General features: G+C 53.5%; 14 protein-coding genes. 11 read left to right on the top strand and 3 right to left on the bottom strand.

Translation table 11 applies throughout. The features are described from left to right. The coding region (locus tag A3OI_RS0107350) for an IS630 family transposase (protein WP_018403653.1) at positions 1–457 on the top strand (457 nt) is incomplete at its 5' end. 317 nt (positions 458–774) lie between these two features. Then, positions 775–1206 (top strand): MaoC family dehydratase, encoded by a 432-nt coding sequence (locus A3OI_RS0107355; protein WP_026224059.1) that lies wholly within the window; start codon positions 775–777, stop codon positions 1204–1206. Between the two features lies 1 nt (position 1207). Here A3OI_RS0107355 and lpxH read toward each other — a convergent pair whose 3' ends face one another. Both lpxH and A3OI_RS0107365 read right to left on the bottom strand, forming a co-directional pair. Continuing rightward, positions 1208–1933, bottom strand: a complete 726-nt coding sequence (gene lpxH / locus A3OI_RS0107360) for a UDP-2,3-diacylglucosamine diphosphatase (protein ID WP_018403655.1) — start codon at positions 1931–1933, stop codon at positions 1208–1210. Continuing rightward, the gene (locus A3OI_RS0107365) at positions 1930–2439 is read right to left on the bottom strand and encodes a peptidylprolyl isomerase (RefSeq protein WP_018403656.1); all 510 of its coding nucleotides are present in this window, start codon (positions 2437–2439) and stop codon (positions 1930–1932) included. Before A3OI_RS0107365 ends, lpxH begins: the two co-directional genes overlap by 4 nt. 150 nt (positions 2440–2589) lie before the next feature. Here A3OI_RS0107365 and A3OI_RS0107370 point away from each other — a divergent pair, with 150 nt between their 5' ends. The 3 genes from A3OI_RS0107370 to A3OI_RS0107380 all read left to right on the top strand — a co-directional run bounded on the left by A3OI_RS0107370 (position 2590) and on the right by A3OI_RS0107380 (position 8057). Then, positions 2590–4260: a glutamine--tRNA ligase/YqeY domain fusion protein gene (locus A3OI_RS0107370; protein WP_018403657.1), complete on the top strand. Its 1671-nt coding sequence runs from the start codon at positions 2590–2592 to the stop codon at positions 4258–4260. 77 nt (positions 4261–4337) lie between these two features. Then, positions 4338–5738 carry a cysteine--tRNA ligase gene (gene cysS, locus A3OI_RS0107375; protein WP_018403658.1) on the top strand — a complete coding sequence of 467 codons (1401 nt, stop codon included), beginning with the start codon at positions 4338–4340 and terminating at the stop codon, positions 5736–5738. A gap of 138 nt (positions 5739–5876) precedes the next feature. Further along, the gene (locus A3OI_RS0107380) at positions 5877–8057 is read left to right on the top strand and encodes a malate synthase G (RefSeq protein WP_018403659.1); all 2181 of its coding nucleotides are present in this window, start codon (positions 5877–5879) and stop codon (positions 8055–8057) included. A 65-nt stretch (positions 8058–8122) separates the two neighbouring features. Here A3OI_RS0107380 and A3OI_RS0107385 read toward each other — a convergent pair whose 3' ends face one another. Next, on the bottom strand, positions 8123–8824 hold the full coding sequence (locus A3OI_RS0107385) for a GntR family transcriptional regulator (RefSeq protein WP_018403660.1): 702 nt from the start codon (positions 8822–8824) through the stop codon (positions 8123–8125). Positions 8825–8982: 158 nt separating this feature from the next. Between A3OI_RS0107385 and dctP the strand changes: the two genes are divergently transcribed. The 6 genes from dctP to A3OI_RS0107415 all read left to right on the top strand — a co-directional run bounded on the left by dctP (position 8983) and on the right by A3OI_RS0107415 (position 15656). Then, positions 8983–9981, top strand: a complete 999-nt coding sequence (dctP, locus tag A3OI_RS0107390; RefSeq protein WP_026224060.1) for a TRAP transporter substrate-binding protein DctP — start codon at positions 8983–8985, stop codon at positions 9979–9981. 109 nt (positions 9982–10090) lie between these two features. Then, complete coding sequence (locus tag A3OI_RS0107395; protein WP_026224061.1) at positions 10091–10612, top strand: TRAP transporter small permease subunit; 522 nt, start codon at positions 10091–10093, stop codon at positions 10610–10612. Positions 10613–10614: 2 nt separating this feature from the next. After that, complete coding sequence (locus A3OI_RS0107400) at positions 10615–11946, top strand: TRAP transporter large permease (protein WP_018403663.1); 1332 nt, start codon at positions 10615–10617, stop codon at positions 11944–11946. Between the two features lie 46 nt (positions 11947–11992). Further along, positions 11993–13348 (top strand): malonyl-CoA decarboxylase, encoded by a 1356-nt coding sequence (locus tag A3OI_RS0107405; RefSeq protein ID WP_228702922.1) that lies wholly within the window; start codon positions 11993–11995, stop codon positions 13346–13348. After that, entirely contained in the window at positions 13345–14868 is a 1524-nt protein-coding gene (locus A3OI_RS0107410; RefSeq protein ID WP_018403665.1) for a malonate--CoA ligase, read from the top strand. The genes A3OI_RS0107405 and A3OI_RS0107410 overlap by 4 nt, the downstream gene beginning before the upstream one ends. 26 nt (positions 14869–14894) lie before the next feature. Continuing rightward, entirely contained in the window at positions 14895–15656 is a 762-nt protein-coding gene (locus tag A3OI_RS0107415) for a maleate cis-trans isomerase family protein (protein ID WP_018403666.1), read from the top strand. Positions 15657–15761: the final 105 nt, after the last annotated feature.

Below are 15761 nucleotides of genomic sequence, written 5' to 3' on the forward strand. Positions count from 1 at the left end.
CACCACCAGTTTGTATGCGGCTTTTAACATCCTGAACGGTGAGGTGATCGGACGGCTCACCCAACGTCATCGAGCCAGGGAGTTTCTCGACTTTCTACGGCAAATCGACAGAGAAACGCCGAGCGAGCAGGACCTCCATCTGATTTTGGACAACAGTTCGACTCATAAAANACCCGNCGTGAAAGCCTGGCTGGAGAAGCATCCTCGTTTTAAGCTTCATTTTACACCCACCAGCGCCTCGTGGTTGAACGCTGTCGAAGGTTGGTTTGGCCAACTGGAGCGACGAGCGCTATACCGGGGTATTTTTACCAGCGTCGACGAACTCAAGAAGGCCATTCGTCGATACATCAAGGTCCATAACGAGAAGCTGGCAAAGCCATTCCGTTGGCATAAAAGTGCGGAATCCATTATGACATCGGTAACGCGAGCAAAACTCAGCGCCATTGATAATAAATAAGCTAATTAACCAGTCGGGACACTAGGGCTCCGATCGCACCCGTCACAACGGCGACGCGATTTGGCATATAATTCTCCATTGGGGTTTATTTCATATTCCGTTAATTCAGCCCGGCAATAGTTTGTGTGTCTGCCGGTTGGTATTTTAGTCGTCTGTTTCAACGATGAAAATCAGGTTACATTTGTAGTGTAGCAGGGCGATATGAAAGCGCTGTTGGGCTTTAGTTGAACACCTGTTTTGTTGGTGGAACGCTTTACGTGTGTGTTTGCGCCGGTGTGCGGTTGCCCCGGATTTTGCTGACCAAAAAAGAGATCACGATGGACGAGTTACACGGTTATTATCTGGAAGATTTGGAAGTAGGCATGACAGCCAGCGTGACCAAAATCATCACCGACGCAGACGTTGTGCAGTTTGCCGAGTTAAGCGGCGATAACAACCCGGTTCACCTGAACGACGATTACGCCAAAACCACTCCGTTCAAAGCCCGCGTTGTTCACGGTATGTTCAGCGCAGCGCTGATCTCTGCGGTGCTTGGCACGAGGTTACCGGGGCCGGGTGCGATCTATATTGATCAGCAGTTGCGCTTTAAGGCCCCAGTGTTCATTGGTGACACCGTTGTGGCGAGCGCGGAAGTAGAGGAAGTTGATCTGAGACGGCGCCGGGTCAAGCTGAAAACCGTGTGCACGGTCGATGGCAAAGTGGTTGCCGAGGGTTACGCCACCAATAGGGTCGATAACCGCCCGGTATGATTTAAAGCGCCTGTTTGTTCAGCCGCAGCGGCTGGTCCGCTGCGGCTTCCAACCACCAAACGTGGCTGCCCCAATCCCCCAGCACAATCTGTTCAGCCGGCTGATTATTCACTTGCAACGCATGCCGGGCCGGGCGATGGGTGTGGCCGTGAATCAGCTGCGGCACGTTATGCTGTTCCATCACCCGCACCACTTCTTCTGGCGTCACATCCATAATGGCTTGGGTCTTGCCCTTGTTCTTGGCCATGCTCAGTTCGCGCAGTTGGCGAGCCATCAGCTGGCGGTCTTTCAGTGGGCGAGCCAGCAGCATTTGCTGGGTTTTCGGGTTGCGCATGTTGGCGCGGAATTTCTGATATTCCACATCGGCGGTGCACAGGCTGTCGCCGTGCATCAGCAGGGTGGGGGTGCCGTACAGATCAATCACGGTCGGGTCGTCCAACAGGGTTGCCCCAATACGCTGGCAATAATCCTGGCCCAGCAAAAAGTCCCGGTTGCCGTGCATCACATACACAGCGGTGCCGCCGTCGCTGACCTGCTTCAATGCTGCAGCAATCTGTTCCTGCAAGGGCGTGTGCTCATCGTCGCCAATCCAGGCTTCAAAGAAATCGCCCAGAATGTACAGTGTGTGAGCACTCACCGCGCGATCTTGTAAAAAGGTAAGAAACGCCCGGGTAATGTCCGGGCGTGACTCTTCCAAATGCAGATCGGAAATGAACAGCGTGGTCACGCTGCGTCTCCGTCCTCAAGCACTTCCGCTTTTTCGATGATCACGTCTTCAGCAGGAACATCCTGGTGGTCGGCTTTCATCGTGGTGCGCACTGCGCGAATTTTGTCGACGATGTCCATGCCTTCAGCCACTTTACCAAAGACGCAATAGCCCCAGCCTTCCGCGGTTTTGGCGGAATGGTCCAGAAAACCGTTGTTTTCAACGTTGATGAAAAACTGCGCGGTTGCGGAGTGCGGGTCCATGGTGCGAGCCATGGCAACGGTGCCGGCCATGTTATTCAGGCCGTTATCGGCTTCGCTCTGGATGGGCGCGCGGGTTTTGCGCGGGCTCATGTCCGGCTTGAAGCCGCCGCCCTGGACCATGAAGTTGCTGATCACCCGGTGAAATATCAGGCCGTCAAAAAAGCCCTCGCGCACATACTGTTCGAAGTTTTTAGCGGTTTCCGGTGCCTTGTCATAATCCAGTTCCAGCTTGATAGGGCCGTGGTTGGTTGTCAGCAGAATCATAGGGTTTTCCTGTTTTGTGAGGGGGAAGGTTGCGCGCAATGCGCATCTTGTTCGCCATTGTACGCAAGAGTTTGGCGCGGTGCATGAGTCTGCTGTGCTTTTATGCGTATAATAGCCCGCTCAGATCCACCTCCTTTTTGCAGAGATTGTATGAGCGCCGAGCCCAAGAAAGCCCATAACTTTATTCAGAGCCTGATTGAAGACGCCGTCGCCAAAGGCGCGCACACAGGCACGGTCGTGACCCGTTTTCCGCCGGAGCCTAACGGTTACCTGCACGTTGGCCACGCCAAAGCCATTTGCCTGAATTTTGGCATTGCCAATACTTTTGGCGGTGAATGCAATCTGCGTTTTGACGATACCAACCCGGAAAAAGAAAGCCAGGAATACATCAACGCGATAAAAGCGGATGTGGAATGGCTCGGTTATCAATGGCAAGGAAAGGTTCACTTTGCCTCGGACTATTTTGATGCCCTGTACAACTTTGCGGAGGAGTTGATTGAGCGCGGCAATGCTTACGTGTGTGCCCTCAGCGCCGACGAAATGGCGGGCTACCGCGGCAGCCTTAAAGGGCCTGGCCGCAACAGCCCTTATCGCGAACGCGCGGTGGAAGAAAACCTGAAACTGTTCCGCCAGATGCGCGACGGTGATTTCCAGAACGGCGAAATGGTGCTGCGGGCGAAAATTGATATGGCGTCGCCCAACATCAATATGCGTGACCCGATTCTGTACCGCATCCGCTACGCCGAACACCACCAGACCGGCAATAAATGGTGCATCTACCCGATGTACGACTATACCCATCCGATTTCAGACGCGCTGGAAGGCATTACCCATTCCCTGTGTACGCTGGAATTCGAAGACCACCGCCCGCTGTATGACTGGGTGCTGGACAACATCAGCGTACCTTGTCACCCGCGCCAGATTGAATTTGCGCGGCTGAACCTGAACTACACTATTACCAGCAAACGCAAACTCAAACGTTTAGTGGACGAGCACATCGTTGACGGTTGGGACGACCCGCGCATGCCCACCATTTCAGGGTTGCGCCGTCGCGGTTACACGCCTGAGTCTTTGCGCACCTTCTGCGACATGATCGGCGTGAACAAAGCGGGCGGCACCGTAGACGTGGGCATGCTGGAGTTCGCTATTCGCGAAGATTTGAACATCCGTTCGCCCCGCGCTATGTGCGTGATGCGTCCATTGAAGGTCACTCTGACCAACTACCCGGCTGACAAAACGGAAACCCTGGTGCTGCCGGTGCATCCGCAAAATCCGGACATGGGCAGTCGCGAAGTGACCTGGAGCCAAACCCTGTTTATTGATCGCGAAGATTTCGCCCTGGAAGCGCCACGTAAATGGAAGCGACTGGCCCCGGATCAGGCTGTACGCATGCGCGGTGGTTATGTGATGACCTGCCGCGAAATCATCCGCGATGACAGCGGCGAAATTGTCGAGCTGAAGTGCGAATACGACGAAAACACTCTGGGTGTGAACCCTGAAGGCTACAAGCCCAACGGTGTGCTTCACTGGGTATCTGCAACGGACAGTGTGGAGTGTGACATCAACGTTTACGACCGCCTGTTCAACGCGGAAACGCCAGACAGCGATAAAGAAGGCGATATGCTGGACCACCTGAACCCGCACTCTTTGGTGGTTTTGAAAGGCGCCCGCGCCGAACGCAATCTGGCGTCGCCGGCGAGCGCTCTGCCGTATCAGTTCGAGCGCGAAGGGTATTTTTTCTTCGACCAGAAGCTGACGGAAAACGCCGGCAAGCCGGTGTTCAATCGCACCGTCACCCTACGCGATTCCTGGGGTAAATAATTCACGACGAGCCGGCCCTTTAAAAGGGCGGCTCGTTGCGTTCAGGCCTGCAATGAAACGGTAAACGAGAGCATTTTGTGATCAGAATCTACAACACCCTCAGCCAGAAAAAAGAAGAGTTCAAACCCATCGAGCCGGGTAAAGTTGGCCTGTACGTGTGCGGCATGACCGTGTACGACTACTGTCATCTGGGCCACGCTCGGATGTTGGTAGCGTTTGATGTGATCACCCGATATTTGCGCCACAGTGGTTTTGATGTGAACTACGTGCGCAACATTACCGACATAGACGACAAAATTCTGCGCCGCGCCGCTGAAAACGGCGAGGTGTACACCGACCTGACTGAGCGCATGATTGCCGCCATGCACGAAGACGAAGCCTGTCTGGGTGTGCTGTTGCCTAACGCTGAACCCCGTGCTACCGCATTCATTAGCGACATGATCGCGATGATTGAAACTCTGATTGCCGGTGGCCACGCCTACGCGGCGGGCAACGGCGACGTGTATTTTTCGGTATCGTCGTTTGCAGATTACGGCAAACTCAGCAGGAAAAAGCTGGAAGACCTGCTGGCGGGCGCTCGGGTAGACGTAGAACAGGCAAAGCGCAGCCCGGCGGATTTTGCCCTGTGGAAAGCGGCAAAGCCTGATGACGTGTTCTGGCCGTCGCCCTGGGGCAATGGTCGCCCGGGTTGGCACATTGAGTGCTCGGCCATGGCCAATCACTGCCTGAGTGACACCTTTGATATTCACGGTGGTGGGCCAGACCTGTTGTTCCCCCACCACGAAAACGAAATTGCCCAGTCAGAATGCGCCACGGGTCACACGTTTGTGAATACCTGGATGCACGCCGGCGCCATTCGGGTGGACAAAGAAAAGATGTCCAAATCACTGGGCAATTTTTTTACCGTTCGCGAGATTATGGAAACCTATCCGGCGGAAGTGGTGCGCTACTTTTTAGTGTCCAGCCATTACCGCAGCCAGGTGGATTACTCAGAAGACAATCTGATTGAATCCGGTCGTAGCCTGACCAAGCTTTACAATGCGCTGCGCGGTGTCACTCCGCTGGCCAGCGATGCGGTGGCGCGGACTGCACACGACACGCTGTTCGCCGAGCGCATGGATGACGATTTCAACTGCGCGGGCGCCATGGCGATTTTGCACGCCATCGCCGGCGAAATGAATCAGCAGCGCCGTGACGGTGACGAGCAAGCCGCTGCGGCCAGCGCTACGGTGCTGGTACGCCTGGGCTCTGTGCTGGGTTTGTTACAGCAAGGCCCGGAGCTGTTTTTCCAGGGTGACAGCGGCAGCGGGCAGGGCGATGAGTTGAGTGCCGAGCAAATCGAAACGATGATTCAGGCCCGCGCGGACGCCCGCAAAACCCGCGACTTCGCCGGCGCAGATCAGATTCGTGACGAGCTGTTAGCGCGGGGAGTTATTCTGGACGATTCCCGCGAGGGTACCAGCTGGCGGCGCGGTTAAGCCGCTTAAAACGCTGTATAAGCCATAGTTTATTAGGGAAATACCCCAAGTGAAGGATTTATTTGGGGTATGATCCGATACGCGCTATCACGTAGAATATTGCGTTCGGGAATTTCTTAACTTACTGAGGGAAATACGATGACATCACGCGTACAGCTTGACGGTCTTCAGGTTGCCGGGAATTTATACGACTTCATTAATAATGAAGCGATCCCTGGAACGGGTCTGGATGCAGACAAATTCTGGGCAGACTTCGCCAAAATCGTCAACGATCTTGCGCCCCGCAATCGTGAGCTGCTAGCCAAACGCGATTCCTTGCAGGAAAAACTGGACGCCTGGAACCATAACCACCAGCACCAGACTCCGGATATGCACGTTTATAAAGATTTCTTGAAAGAAATCGGCTATCTGGTCGACGAGCCCGCTAATTTCAGCATTTCCACTGCTAACGTAGATCCTGAAGTAGCCATCATGGCGGGGCCACAGCTTGTTGTGCCGATCATGAACGCCCGCTTTGCCCTGAACGCAGTCAACAGCCGTTGGGGCAGTTTGTACGATGCGCTTTACGGCACCGACGCGATTCCTGAAACAGGTGGCGCCGAAAAAACCGCCGGTTACAACCCAAAGCGCGGTGAACGCGTTATCGAATTTGCCCGTGACCTTCTGGACAGTTCAGCGCCTTTGGCCTCTGGCAGTCACAAAGACGCAGCGCTCTATCACGTTGCCGGTGGCAAGCTGGTGGTGGACCTGCAAAACGGCGACAGCATCGGTTTGAAAGATGAAACCGGTTTTGTCGGTTACACCGGTTCGGCAGACGCCCCGACAGGCATTCTGCTGGTTAAAAACGGCATGCACTTTGAAATCCAGATTGACGCTACCCATCCCATCGGCAAAACCGATGGTGCCCACGTTAAAGACGTGTTGATGGAATCGGCGCTGACCACCATTATGGATTGTGAAGACTCGGTAGCCGCAGTAGACGCAGACGACAAAGTTCTGGCCTACCGCAACTGGCTGGGACTGATGAATGGCAGTCTGGAAGAAACCTTTGAAAAAGGTGGTAAGCAGTTAACCCGCAAGATGAACGCGGATCGCGTTTACACCGCCGCCGATGGTAGCGAACTGCAACTGAAGGGCCGCAGCGTGATGTTCATCCGTAACGTGGGCCACCTGATGACCAACCCGGCGATTCTGCTGGCAGACGGCAGCGAAGTACCGGAAGGCCTGCTGGATGGCGTGATGACATCGCTGATGGCCATGCACGACCTGAAAGGCAACAGCCGTTTACAGAACAGCACCCAGGGCTCGGTGTATATTGTTAAGCCGAAGATGCACGGCCCGGAAGAAGTCGCGTTTACTAACGAGTTTTTCGGCCGGGTAGAAGACGTTCTGGGCCTACCGCGCTTTACCCTGAAAGTGGGCATTATGGATGAAGAGCGCCGTACCACGGTGAATTTGAAAGCCTGCATTCACGCCGCGAAAGATCGCGTGGCGTTTATTAACACCGGCTTTTTGGACCGCACCGGTGACGAAATTCACACCTCCATGAAGCTCGCACCGTTTATCCGCAAGGGTCAGATGAAGCAGGCCACGTGGATTGGTGCTTACGAACAGTGGAACGTAGACATCGGCCTGGAAGCCGGGTTTCGCGGTGTCGCGCAAATTGGCAAGGGCATGTGGGCCATGCCGGACTTGATGGCCGATATGCTGGAACAGAAAATTGGCCATCCGAAAGCCGGTGCCAATACCGCCTGGGTTCCATCACCCACCGCAGCCACCCTGCACGCCACGCATTATCATCAGGTGAATGTGGCGGATATCCAGCAGAAGCTGGAAAGTCGCGAGCGCGCGAGCCTCGATGATATTCTCACGGTGCCTATCAATCTGAATTCGAAAGACCTGACCGCGGCGGAAATTCAAGAGGAATTGGATAACAACGCCCAAAGTATTTTGGGCTATGTGGTGCGCTGGATCGACAGCGGCGTAGGTTGCTCTAAAGTGCCCGACATCAATAACGTGGGCCTGATGGAGGACCGCGCTACCCTGCGGATTTCGTCGCAGTTGCTGGCGAACTGGCTGTATCACGGTATCTGCAACACGCACCAGATTGAAGAGACCATGAAGCGCATGGCACTGATCGTGGACAAGCAGAACGCCGGTGACGCAACCTATCGCCCAATGGCCGATAACTTTGCCGACAGCATTGCGTTTCAGGCGGCTATGGATTTGGTTCTGAAAGGCGCCGAGCAGCCTAATGGCTACACAGAACCGTTACTGCACGCATACCGGTTGAAAGCAAAAGCGAAATACGGACAGTAATTCGCCGTCGATGCAGTTTCTACCGCTCAGAAGTCTATGTGGTAGAAACTGCATTTTGTTTGATTTCATTTGGTTATTGAGTTGCGGGCATTTTGAATCGGTTCCCGTGACAAGTCGCTGTACGCCTTAACCCGTACCGCAAAATCGCCAAAATTCTCGCCCTGAATCAGCACGTGTTGCCGAAGTCTCTCCTCCGCTAGCGCGGCATCCCCCGCATTAATTGCTGAATAGATATTGCGATGCTCTTGAATGGAGTCTGTTACGCGACCACGAATTTGAAGCTGCAAGCGACGGTATGGCTTCAAGCGCTGTTTGAGTTGACGCGCTTCGGTTGCAAGAAATGCGTTATGACTGGCGTTGTAAATACAATTATGAAAGTGTTCATTTTCGTAATAGTAGTCGTCCGGGTTTGCTCGAATAGCCGGGTCTTCACAGCGCAGTAACGCCGCCTTCAACACAATCAGCTCATCTTCCGTTATGCGGCGGGCGGCCAACCGTCCGCACATCCCTTCGAACTCCGCCATCACTTCGAACATTTCGATGAGCTGATCGAAACTCACCTTCGCGATAAAGGTGCCTTTTTTCGGTAATACCACCACCAAGCCACTGGCAGAAAGCTGCTGAATCGCCTCTCGGATAGGGGTTCTGGACACGCCGAACTGTTTTGAAAGTGCTTCGGGATCCAACTTCTCCCCGGGTAGCAGGCGGCCATTAATGATGGCGTCTTCCAGGAAATCTTTGAGCTTTTGAGTATTTGGACGCTTCATGCTGGCTTTGCTCCGGCGGTTGTCAACACAGATTTTGCCTCGAGGTTTCTCGCTGTTTATCACGCCACGTTGACAATAGTACACATAAAAGGTAATGATATATATATCAGCAATGCCTGATGGATATTACAAAAACAAAAGCTTCGGAGAAGATCACTATGAAACTGCCTTTCGCAAAACTGGCCATCGCTGCCAGCCTCTCGTTTTCACTCATTGGTGCAGCCGCAGCCGATACGACATTAAGAGTGTCGCATCAGTTCCCAGGCGGCAAAGGTGACGTCAGGGATGAAATGGTCCAGCTCATGGCCCGTGAAGTAAAAGCCGCCGATGTTGGTCTGGAACTACAAATTTACCCCGGTCAGTCACTGTTCAAAGCAAAAGAGCAGTGGGGTGCGCTCGTTCGCGGTCGGCTGGATATGACATCTTTGCCTTTAGACTATGCTAGCGGGCGTCACCCTGAGTTTTCGGCAACCTTGATGCCTGGTCTGGTGCGGAGCCATGAACGCGCTCAGCGGCTGAACGATTCCAAATTTATGGACATGATCAAAACCGTTATTAACGATGCAGGTGTCCGGGTTCTTGCAGATGCCTGGTTGGCTGGTGGTTTTGCGTCTAACGCGCAATGTGTCACTTCGCCGGATACTGTTCAGGGCCAGACCATGCGAGCGGCTGGCCCCGCATTTGATGAGATGCTTGCCGTCGCGGGCGCCTCAATTGCCTCTATGCCATCGTCCGAAATATATACTGCCATGCAAACCGGTGTATTAGACGGTGCCAACACATCGTCAGGTTCGTTCGTCTCCTACCGCATATATGAACAAGTCACCTGCTTGACGGCGCCCGGGGAAAACGCCCTCTGGTTTATGTATGAGCCAATTCTGATTTCGGAACAAAGCTGGAGCAAGCTCAACGAAGTTCAGCAGAGCGCTCTGATGGCGGCCGCCGAGAAAGCCGAGACCTACTTTGCCAAAGAGGCTGCAGGCCTTGACCAGAAGATGGCCGACGTTTTCGCCGAGAACGGTGTTGAAGTTGTCAGCATGTCACCCGAGGACTATCAAGCCTGGCTTGATATTGCCAAAAAGAGTTCCTACAAGACGTTTGCTGAGAATGTCCCTAACGGCCAAGCCCTGATTGACGCAGCACTCGCTGTCGAATAGGCCGTTAACCCTCAATTGACCGGGGCGTTACGTCCCCGGTGACTCTGGTATCCATTCGTGACGTCTCATTGCTGGGGCGATGCCTACATCATTCGACCTTAGGGATTCTATGTCTCAGCCTATGACCCACTCAATAGCATCTCGCAATAGCGTTATTGCAGGTTATATCCGCGTTATGGACACGCTTGCGATTGTTACCGCCGTGATCGCTGCCATTCTGCTCGCGCTTGGCGTTCTGGCTGTTGTGCAAATGGTTTTCACGCGCTATGTGCTCGGTGAAAGCACCATATGGCAGACAGAGTTTACGACCTATGCCATTACCGCAGCTATGTTGCTAGCAACGCCTTACGTTCTGAAAACCGGCGGGCACGTAGCGGTAACCGTTCTGCCCGACGCTCTGCATGGACTGCCAAAACGCATCATGCGCTTGACGGCCTCGCTTGTCGGGCTGAGCTTCTGCCTCGCCCTGGCTTATGGTTCTTGGTACTACGTCTACGAAGCATACACCATGGCCTGGACCACCGGCACGGTGTGGAATCCTCCTCTGTGGCCTGCAGTGTTGCCTATGGCCGTTGGTGCAAGCTTGCTATCACTGCAATACGTAGCAGAAATTCTTCGTGGAGAGGCCTGATCATGGATCCCGTTACAAGTGGCATTCTGGTTGTTATAGCGCTGTTGGTTCTGATGGCCATAGGTACGCCCATTGCGTTTGCTTTAGGTGCAGTTGCTCTGGGTGCATTGATGTTGGACCGCGGCGTTGGTGAGTTGATTTATTTTGGTGAAACTTTTTTTGGCAACATGGCCTCGTTTGGTTTTGTTGCTATTCCCATGTTTATCTTGATGGGGGCGGCTGTTGCCTCTTCCCCGACCGGTCGCGATCTATATCGCTCACTGGACTTGTGGATGGGTAAACTGCCGGGAGGACTGGCAATTTCAAATATTGCCGCTTGCTCAATCTTCGCGGCTTTGTCCGGCTCGTCGCCCGCCACAAGTGCAGCGATCGGTAAGCTTGGTATTCCAGAAATGCGCAAGCGTGGCTACCCAGACGGTGTGGCTGCAGGCTGTATTGCTGCAGGTGGCACCCTGGGCATTCTGATTCCGCCCTCGGTCACAATGATTGTGTATGGCATTTCCACTGAAACATCCATTGGTCGGTTATTCATCGCAGGCGCCATCCCGGGCCTTATGTTGGCCGGTCTTTTCATGGTTTGGACGCTGATTGCGTGCAAACTTCACGGTGGTTATAGCAGCGCCAACCCCGTCGCCCAAGCTGCCGCCCAAATGAAAGAGAACGTTGAAGGCAATGTGAAAGCCCTGATTCGGGTGCTGCCCTTCATGGTTGTGGTGTCAGGTATTTTGTTTGCTTTATATGGCGGCGTCGCGACACCTTCCGAGGCGGCCGGCGTGGGTGCATTTCTGTGTCTGGCGCTCGCCATCATTGTGTACAGAATGTGGCAGGCCAAACCGATCGTTACAATTATGCGGGACGCGCTGCGTGAAAGCGTGATGATCATGTTGATCATTGCTTGCGCCGAAATTTTTGCTTTTGCGTTGTCGTCTTTGTTCATCACTCAAACCGTCGCTGGCGCCATCGCCGACCTTGAAGTTAATCGATGGGTGCTGATGGGCATTATTAATCTGTTCTTGTTGGTGTCGGGTTTTTTCCTGCCGCCAGTGGCCGTTATCGTGATGGCGGCTCCTATTTTGTTGCCCATTATATTGGCAGCAAATTTTGACCCTTACTGGTTTGCAGTGATCCTGACCATCAACTTGGAAATCGGTCTGATCACGCCGCCGGTTGGTTTGAATCTGTTCATTATAAAAGGCATAGCGCCCGATATTGCGCTGCGCGACATATTGCTGGGCAGTTTGCCTTATGCCCTCTGCATGGTGCTGGGCATCCTGCTGTTGTGCTTTTTCCCTGACATTGTCACTTGGCTGCCGGACTTGATTATGGAGTCCTGATTCGCCCTTTAAATTTCCGACACCTCTGAGGAAAGGCATTATGAATATGAGTTTTTTACAAGAGTTGTTTAACAACATTACCCAGCGAGAGGCTTCCCTATGGCGGCGCATCGGCAATCTCGACCATTGCGACCATAGCCAGCTGGTCACAGCCTGTCAGGCACTGCTTAAAAGTGACGGTGAGGCCTCAAGTATAAGCCTTGCCAGTCGAGCGCTGGAAATTTATGCCCGTTTAGACGATGACGAAAAGCGTGCTTTTTTTGAGCAGCTGGCAGCGCTTTTTTCGGCCGAGCCGGATCAGATTGATCAGGCTTACCTCGCCTATAAGGCGGCACGTACCAATGAAAACCTTGAGACTTTGTTTGAATCTTGCGAGCCACGGCGGCAGGAGTTATTGAGACGGCTCAACCTGTCCAGCGGTGGCACCCACAAGCTGGTGAAGATGCGTGAAGATTTGCTCGCCCTGATGGCGGATTCTGCAGATTTTAAAGCCATTAACGCGGACTTTATCCATCTTTTTGGTTCGTGGTTTAACCGAGGCTTTCTGGTACTGAAGCGCATTGACTGGAATACGCCCGCCAATATTCTGGAAAAAATCATTCGCTATGAAGCGGTGCATGAAATCCAGGACTGGGATGATCTTCGACGCCGATTGGATGCCCGAGACCGCCGCTGTTTCGGTTTTTTCCACCCCGCTATCGGGGATGAACCGCTTATCTTTGTGGAAGTTGCGCTCAACAAAGGATTGCCCAGCCAGATCCAGCCTATTTTGGATCGTGACAGCTACGATATTGACGACCCTGAGTCTGCCGATACGGCGGCGTTCTTTGGTATCAGTAATTGCCAAGTCGGGCTGCGGGGCATTTCATTCGGTAATTTTCTGATAAAGCAGGTGGTACAGGAGCTGAAGCAAGAGTTACCTAACTTGAAATACTTTGTGACTTTGTCACCGGTACCCAATTTTCGCAGATGGCTGGAAACGACCTGCTCCGATGATGCGTGCATGCTAAGCCCGGAAGCCCGGGAGACACTCAAACATTTGGATGATCCTGACTGGCATAAGAACGAAGAGCTTGCGGAGCGTCTCGGTAGCCTAATTAAACCGTTGGCGGCACGCTACCTACTAAAAGAAAAAACCACTAACGGCCAGCCACTGAACCCGGTTGCCCGCTTTCATCTGGGTAACGGGGCTGAGCTGCACCGCATCAATTGGCTCGGCGACACCTCGGCCAAAGGTATGAAGCAATCTGCCGGGCTCATGGTTAATTACCTGTATGTACTTGACAATATTGAACGCAATCATGAGCAATACAGCACCAGTGGCACCATTGTGTGCTCATCCGGCGTTCGTGATCTTAGCCGCCGGAGCCGCAAGCTGCTCAAAGGAGAGTCTGAAAAATGAGTCATAACCTGTTCGATACCTTCTCAACCCGTATGCGCGCTCGCCAAGATGCGAATTTTATCGTCACACCAGCTGGGCGCAACTACACGTATGCCCAGGCGCTCGATATGAGCGCCACTCTGGCCGCTACCTTGGTATCCCTGGGGGTTAGTCTAGGCGACCGGGTGGCTGTGCAGGTCGAAAAAAGCCCGGAGGCCATATTGCTCTACCTGGCTTGTTTGCGCATGGGTGGTGTGTATTTGCCCTTGAATACAGGTTACACCGCGTCAGAAATCGGATATTTTTTAGGCGATGCAGAGCCAGCTCTGTTTGTTTGCAGGCCCGACTCCTTTGAAGCAGCCAACCAGATTGCGGCAGATACTGACTGCCCTCAGGTAGTCACTCTGGGTACAGAGGGTGACGGCACGTTGATGGATAAAACCGCTGGCGTGACACCTTTTTCAAGTATTGAAGCCCGGGCTGATAGTGATCTGGCGGCCATCCTTTATACCTCTGGCACCACTGGACGCTCGAAGGGCGCTATGTTGACCCACGGGAACCTGGGCTCTAACGCCAAAACGTTGGCAGAGGTATGGTGTTTTACCGAAACCGACCGGTTGATTCATGCCCTGCCTATCTTCCATACCCACGGTTTGTTTGTAGCCTGCAACGTTGTGCTGATGTCCGGCGCCAGCATGTACTTTTTGCCCCGGTTTGACGTCGGCAGCGTTATTGGCGCGATGGCGACTGGCACCGTGCTCATGGGAGTGCCAACATTCTATACCCGCTTGTTGCAGGACCCGCGCCTGACCCCTGAGCTTACCGCTAATGTGCGTTTGTTTACCTCCGGTTCTGCGCCCCTGACGGCGGACACTCATAACGCATTCCAACAGCGTACTGGGTTCGCCATTCTTGAACGCTATGGTATGACTGAAACCAATATGATTACCTCAAATCCCTACGACGGTGATCGTCTTGCCGGCACCGTTGGCATGCCCTTACCCGGCGTCGAGGTCCGAATTACCGATGCGGAAACTCACAAGATAGTCGCGCCGGGCGATATCGGTATGTTGGAAGTTCGCGGCCCTAACGTGTTTAGCGGCTATTGGCGTATGCCCGAGAAAACCCGCGCCGAACTTCTTGATGATGGTTTTTTCGTGACCGGCGATCTCGCCATGACCGATGACCGCGGTTACATCCACATAGTTGGTCGCGATAAAGACCTGGTGATTTCAGGTGGTTTCAACGTTTACCCGAAGGAAGTCGAGCAGGTCATCGACGAAATGGACAGCGTTGTGGAGTCGGCGGTGATTGGTGTGTCGCATCCCGATTTCGGTGAGGGTGTTACGGCTGTAGTGGTTTTAAAGCCAGGTGCCAAGGTTGAAGAAGCACATGTGCTGTCCGGGTTGACTGACAAACTGGCCAAGTACAAGCAGCCGAAGCGGGTGTTTTTTGTCGACAGCCTGCCCCGCAACACAATGGGCAAAGTCCAGAAAAATCAGTTGCGGGACCAATACAAAGACATTTACGCCGACATCTAATCCATATTTAACGCAAAGAGATGTCCATGACCAGTAAAAGCTACCGTATCGGCCAGATCGTACCGAGCTCCAATACCACTATGGAAACGGAAATTCCTGCCATGCTTCGCGCCCGTGAAGCGGTCGCGCCGGAGCGCTTTACGTTTCACTCCAGTCGAATGCGGATGAAGAAGGTAACCCGTGAGGAGCTTGCTGCCATGGACGATGAGTCCGATCGCTGCGCACTGGAGCTATCTGACGCTCAAGTGGACGTGATGGGTTACGCCTGCCTGATCGCGATTATGAGTCGTGGTGCGGGTTACCATCGGGAGTCTGAGCGACGGTTGCACGAAGCAACCGTTGACAATGGTTTTCTGACTCCGGTGACTAGCAGTGCAGGTGCCCTTATGGAAGGTTTGGCGACATTAGGGGCCAAAAAAGTGGCGGTCATTACGCCCTACATGAGGCCACTGACGCAAATGGTAGTGGATTACATTCAATCTGAAGGCATTGAGGTGGTCGACAGTATTGCGCTGGAAATCCCCGACAACCTTGAGGTTGGGCGTCAAGATCCGCTGGCATTATTGGAGATTGTCAAGCGGCTAAAGTGGGCCGGGGCAGACGCAGTGGTGCTGTCCGCATGTGTTCAAATGCCCTCACTGGCTGCCATTCAGCAGGTTGAAGACAGCATTGGTTTACCTGTGGTGTCGGCGGCAACCTGCACCACTTTTCAGATGTTAAAAGCGCTGGGTCTGGCGCCCATCGTGCCCAACGCTGGCCGCCTGCTAAGCGGTCAATACACGGAATAGTGCAGGCAAGGGCTCTGTGTTTTGAAGCGTATACGACAACGTGGAGTTGCATTTAAGAAGGTCGACGAAATGCCATTTCACGCATATTATTTTCGGCTGCTTTTT

The organism is Marinobacter gelidimuriae, from assembly GCF_000372805.1.
Lineage (GTDB): Bacteria > Pseudomonadota > Gammaproteobacteria > Pseudomonadales > Oleiphilaceae > Marinobacter > Marinobacter gelidimuriae.

Excerpts from the sequence above, each read along its gene's own strand:
- A3OI_RS0107410 (WP_018403665.1), top strand. The coding sequence starts at position 13,345 with ATGAGTCATAACCTGTTCGATACCTTCTCAACCCGTATGCGCGCTCGC.
- dctP (WP_026224060.1), top strand. The coding sequence starts at position 8,983 with ATGAAACTGCCTTTCGCAAAACTGGCCATCGCTGCCAGCCTCTCGTTT.
- A3OI_RS0107355 (WP_026224059.1), top strand. The coding sequence starts at position 775 with ATGGACGAGTTACACGGTTATTATCTGGAAGATTTGGAAGTAGGCATG.
- A3OI_RS0107415 (WP_018403666.1), top strand. The coding sequence starts at position 14,895 with ATGACCAGTAAAAGCTACCGTATCGGCCAGATCGTACCGAGCTCCAAT.
- A3OI_RS0107395 (WP_026224061.1), top strand. The coding sequence starts at position 10,091 with ATGTCTCAGCCTATGACCCACTCAATAGCATCTCGCAATAGCGTTATT.
- A3OI_RS0107400 (WP_018403663.1), top strand. The coding sequence starts at position 10,615 with ATGGATCCCGTTACAAGTGGCATTCTGGTTGTTATAGCGCTGTTGGTT.
- A3OI_RS0107370 (WP_018403657.1), top strand. The coding sequence starts at position 2,590 with ATGAGCGCCGAGCCCAAGAAAGCCCATAACTTTATTCAGAGCCTGATT.
- A3OI_RS0107405 (WP_228702922.1), top strand. The coding sequence starts at position 11,993 with ATGAGTTTTTTACAAGAGTTGTTTAACAACATTACCCAGCGAGAGGCT.
- A3OI_RS0107385 (WP_018403660.1), bottom strand. The coding sequence starts at position 8,824 with ATGAAGCGTCCAAATACTCAAAAGCTCAAAGATTTCCTGGAAGACGCC.
- A3OI_RS0107380 (WP_018403659.1), top strand. The coding sequence starts at position 5,877 with ATGACATCACGCGTACAGCTTGACGGTCTTCAGGTTGCCGGGAATTTA.
- A3OI_RS0107365 (WP_018403656.1), bottom strand. The coding sequence starts at position 2,439 with ATGATTCTGCTGACAACCAACCACGGCCCTATCAAGCTGGAACTGGAT.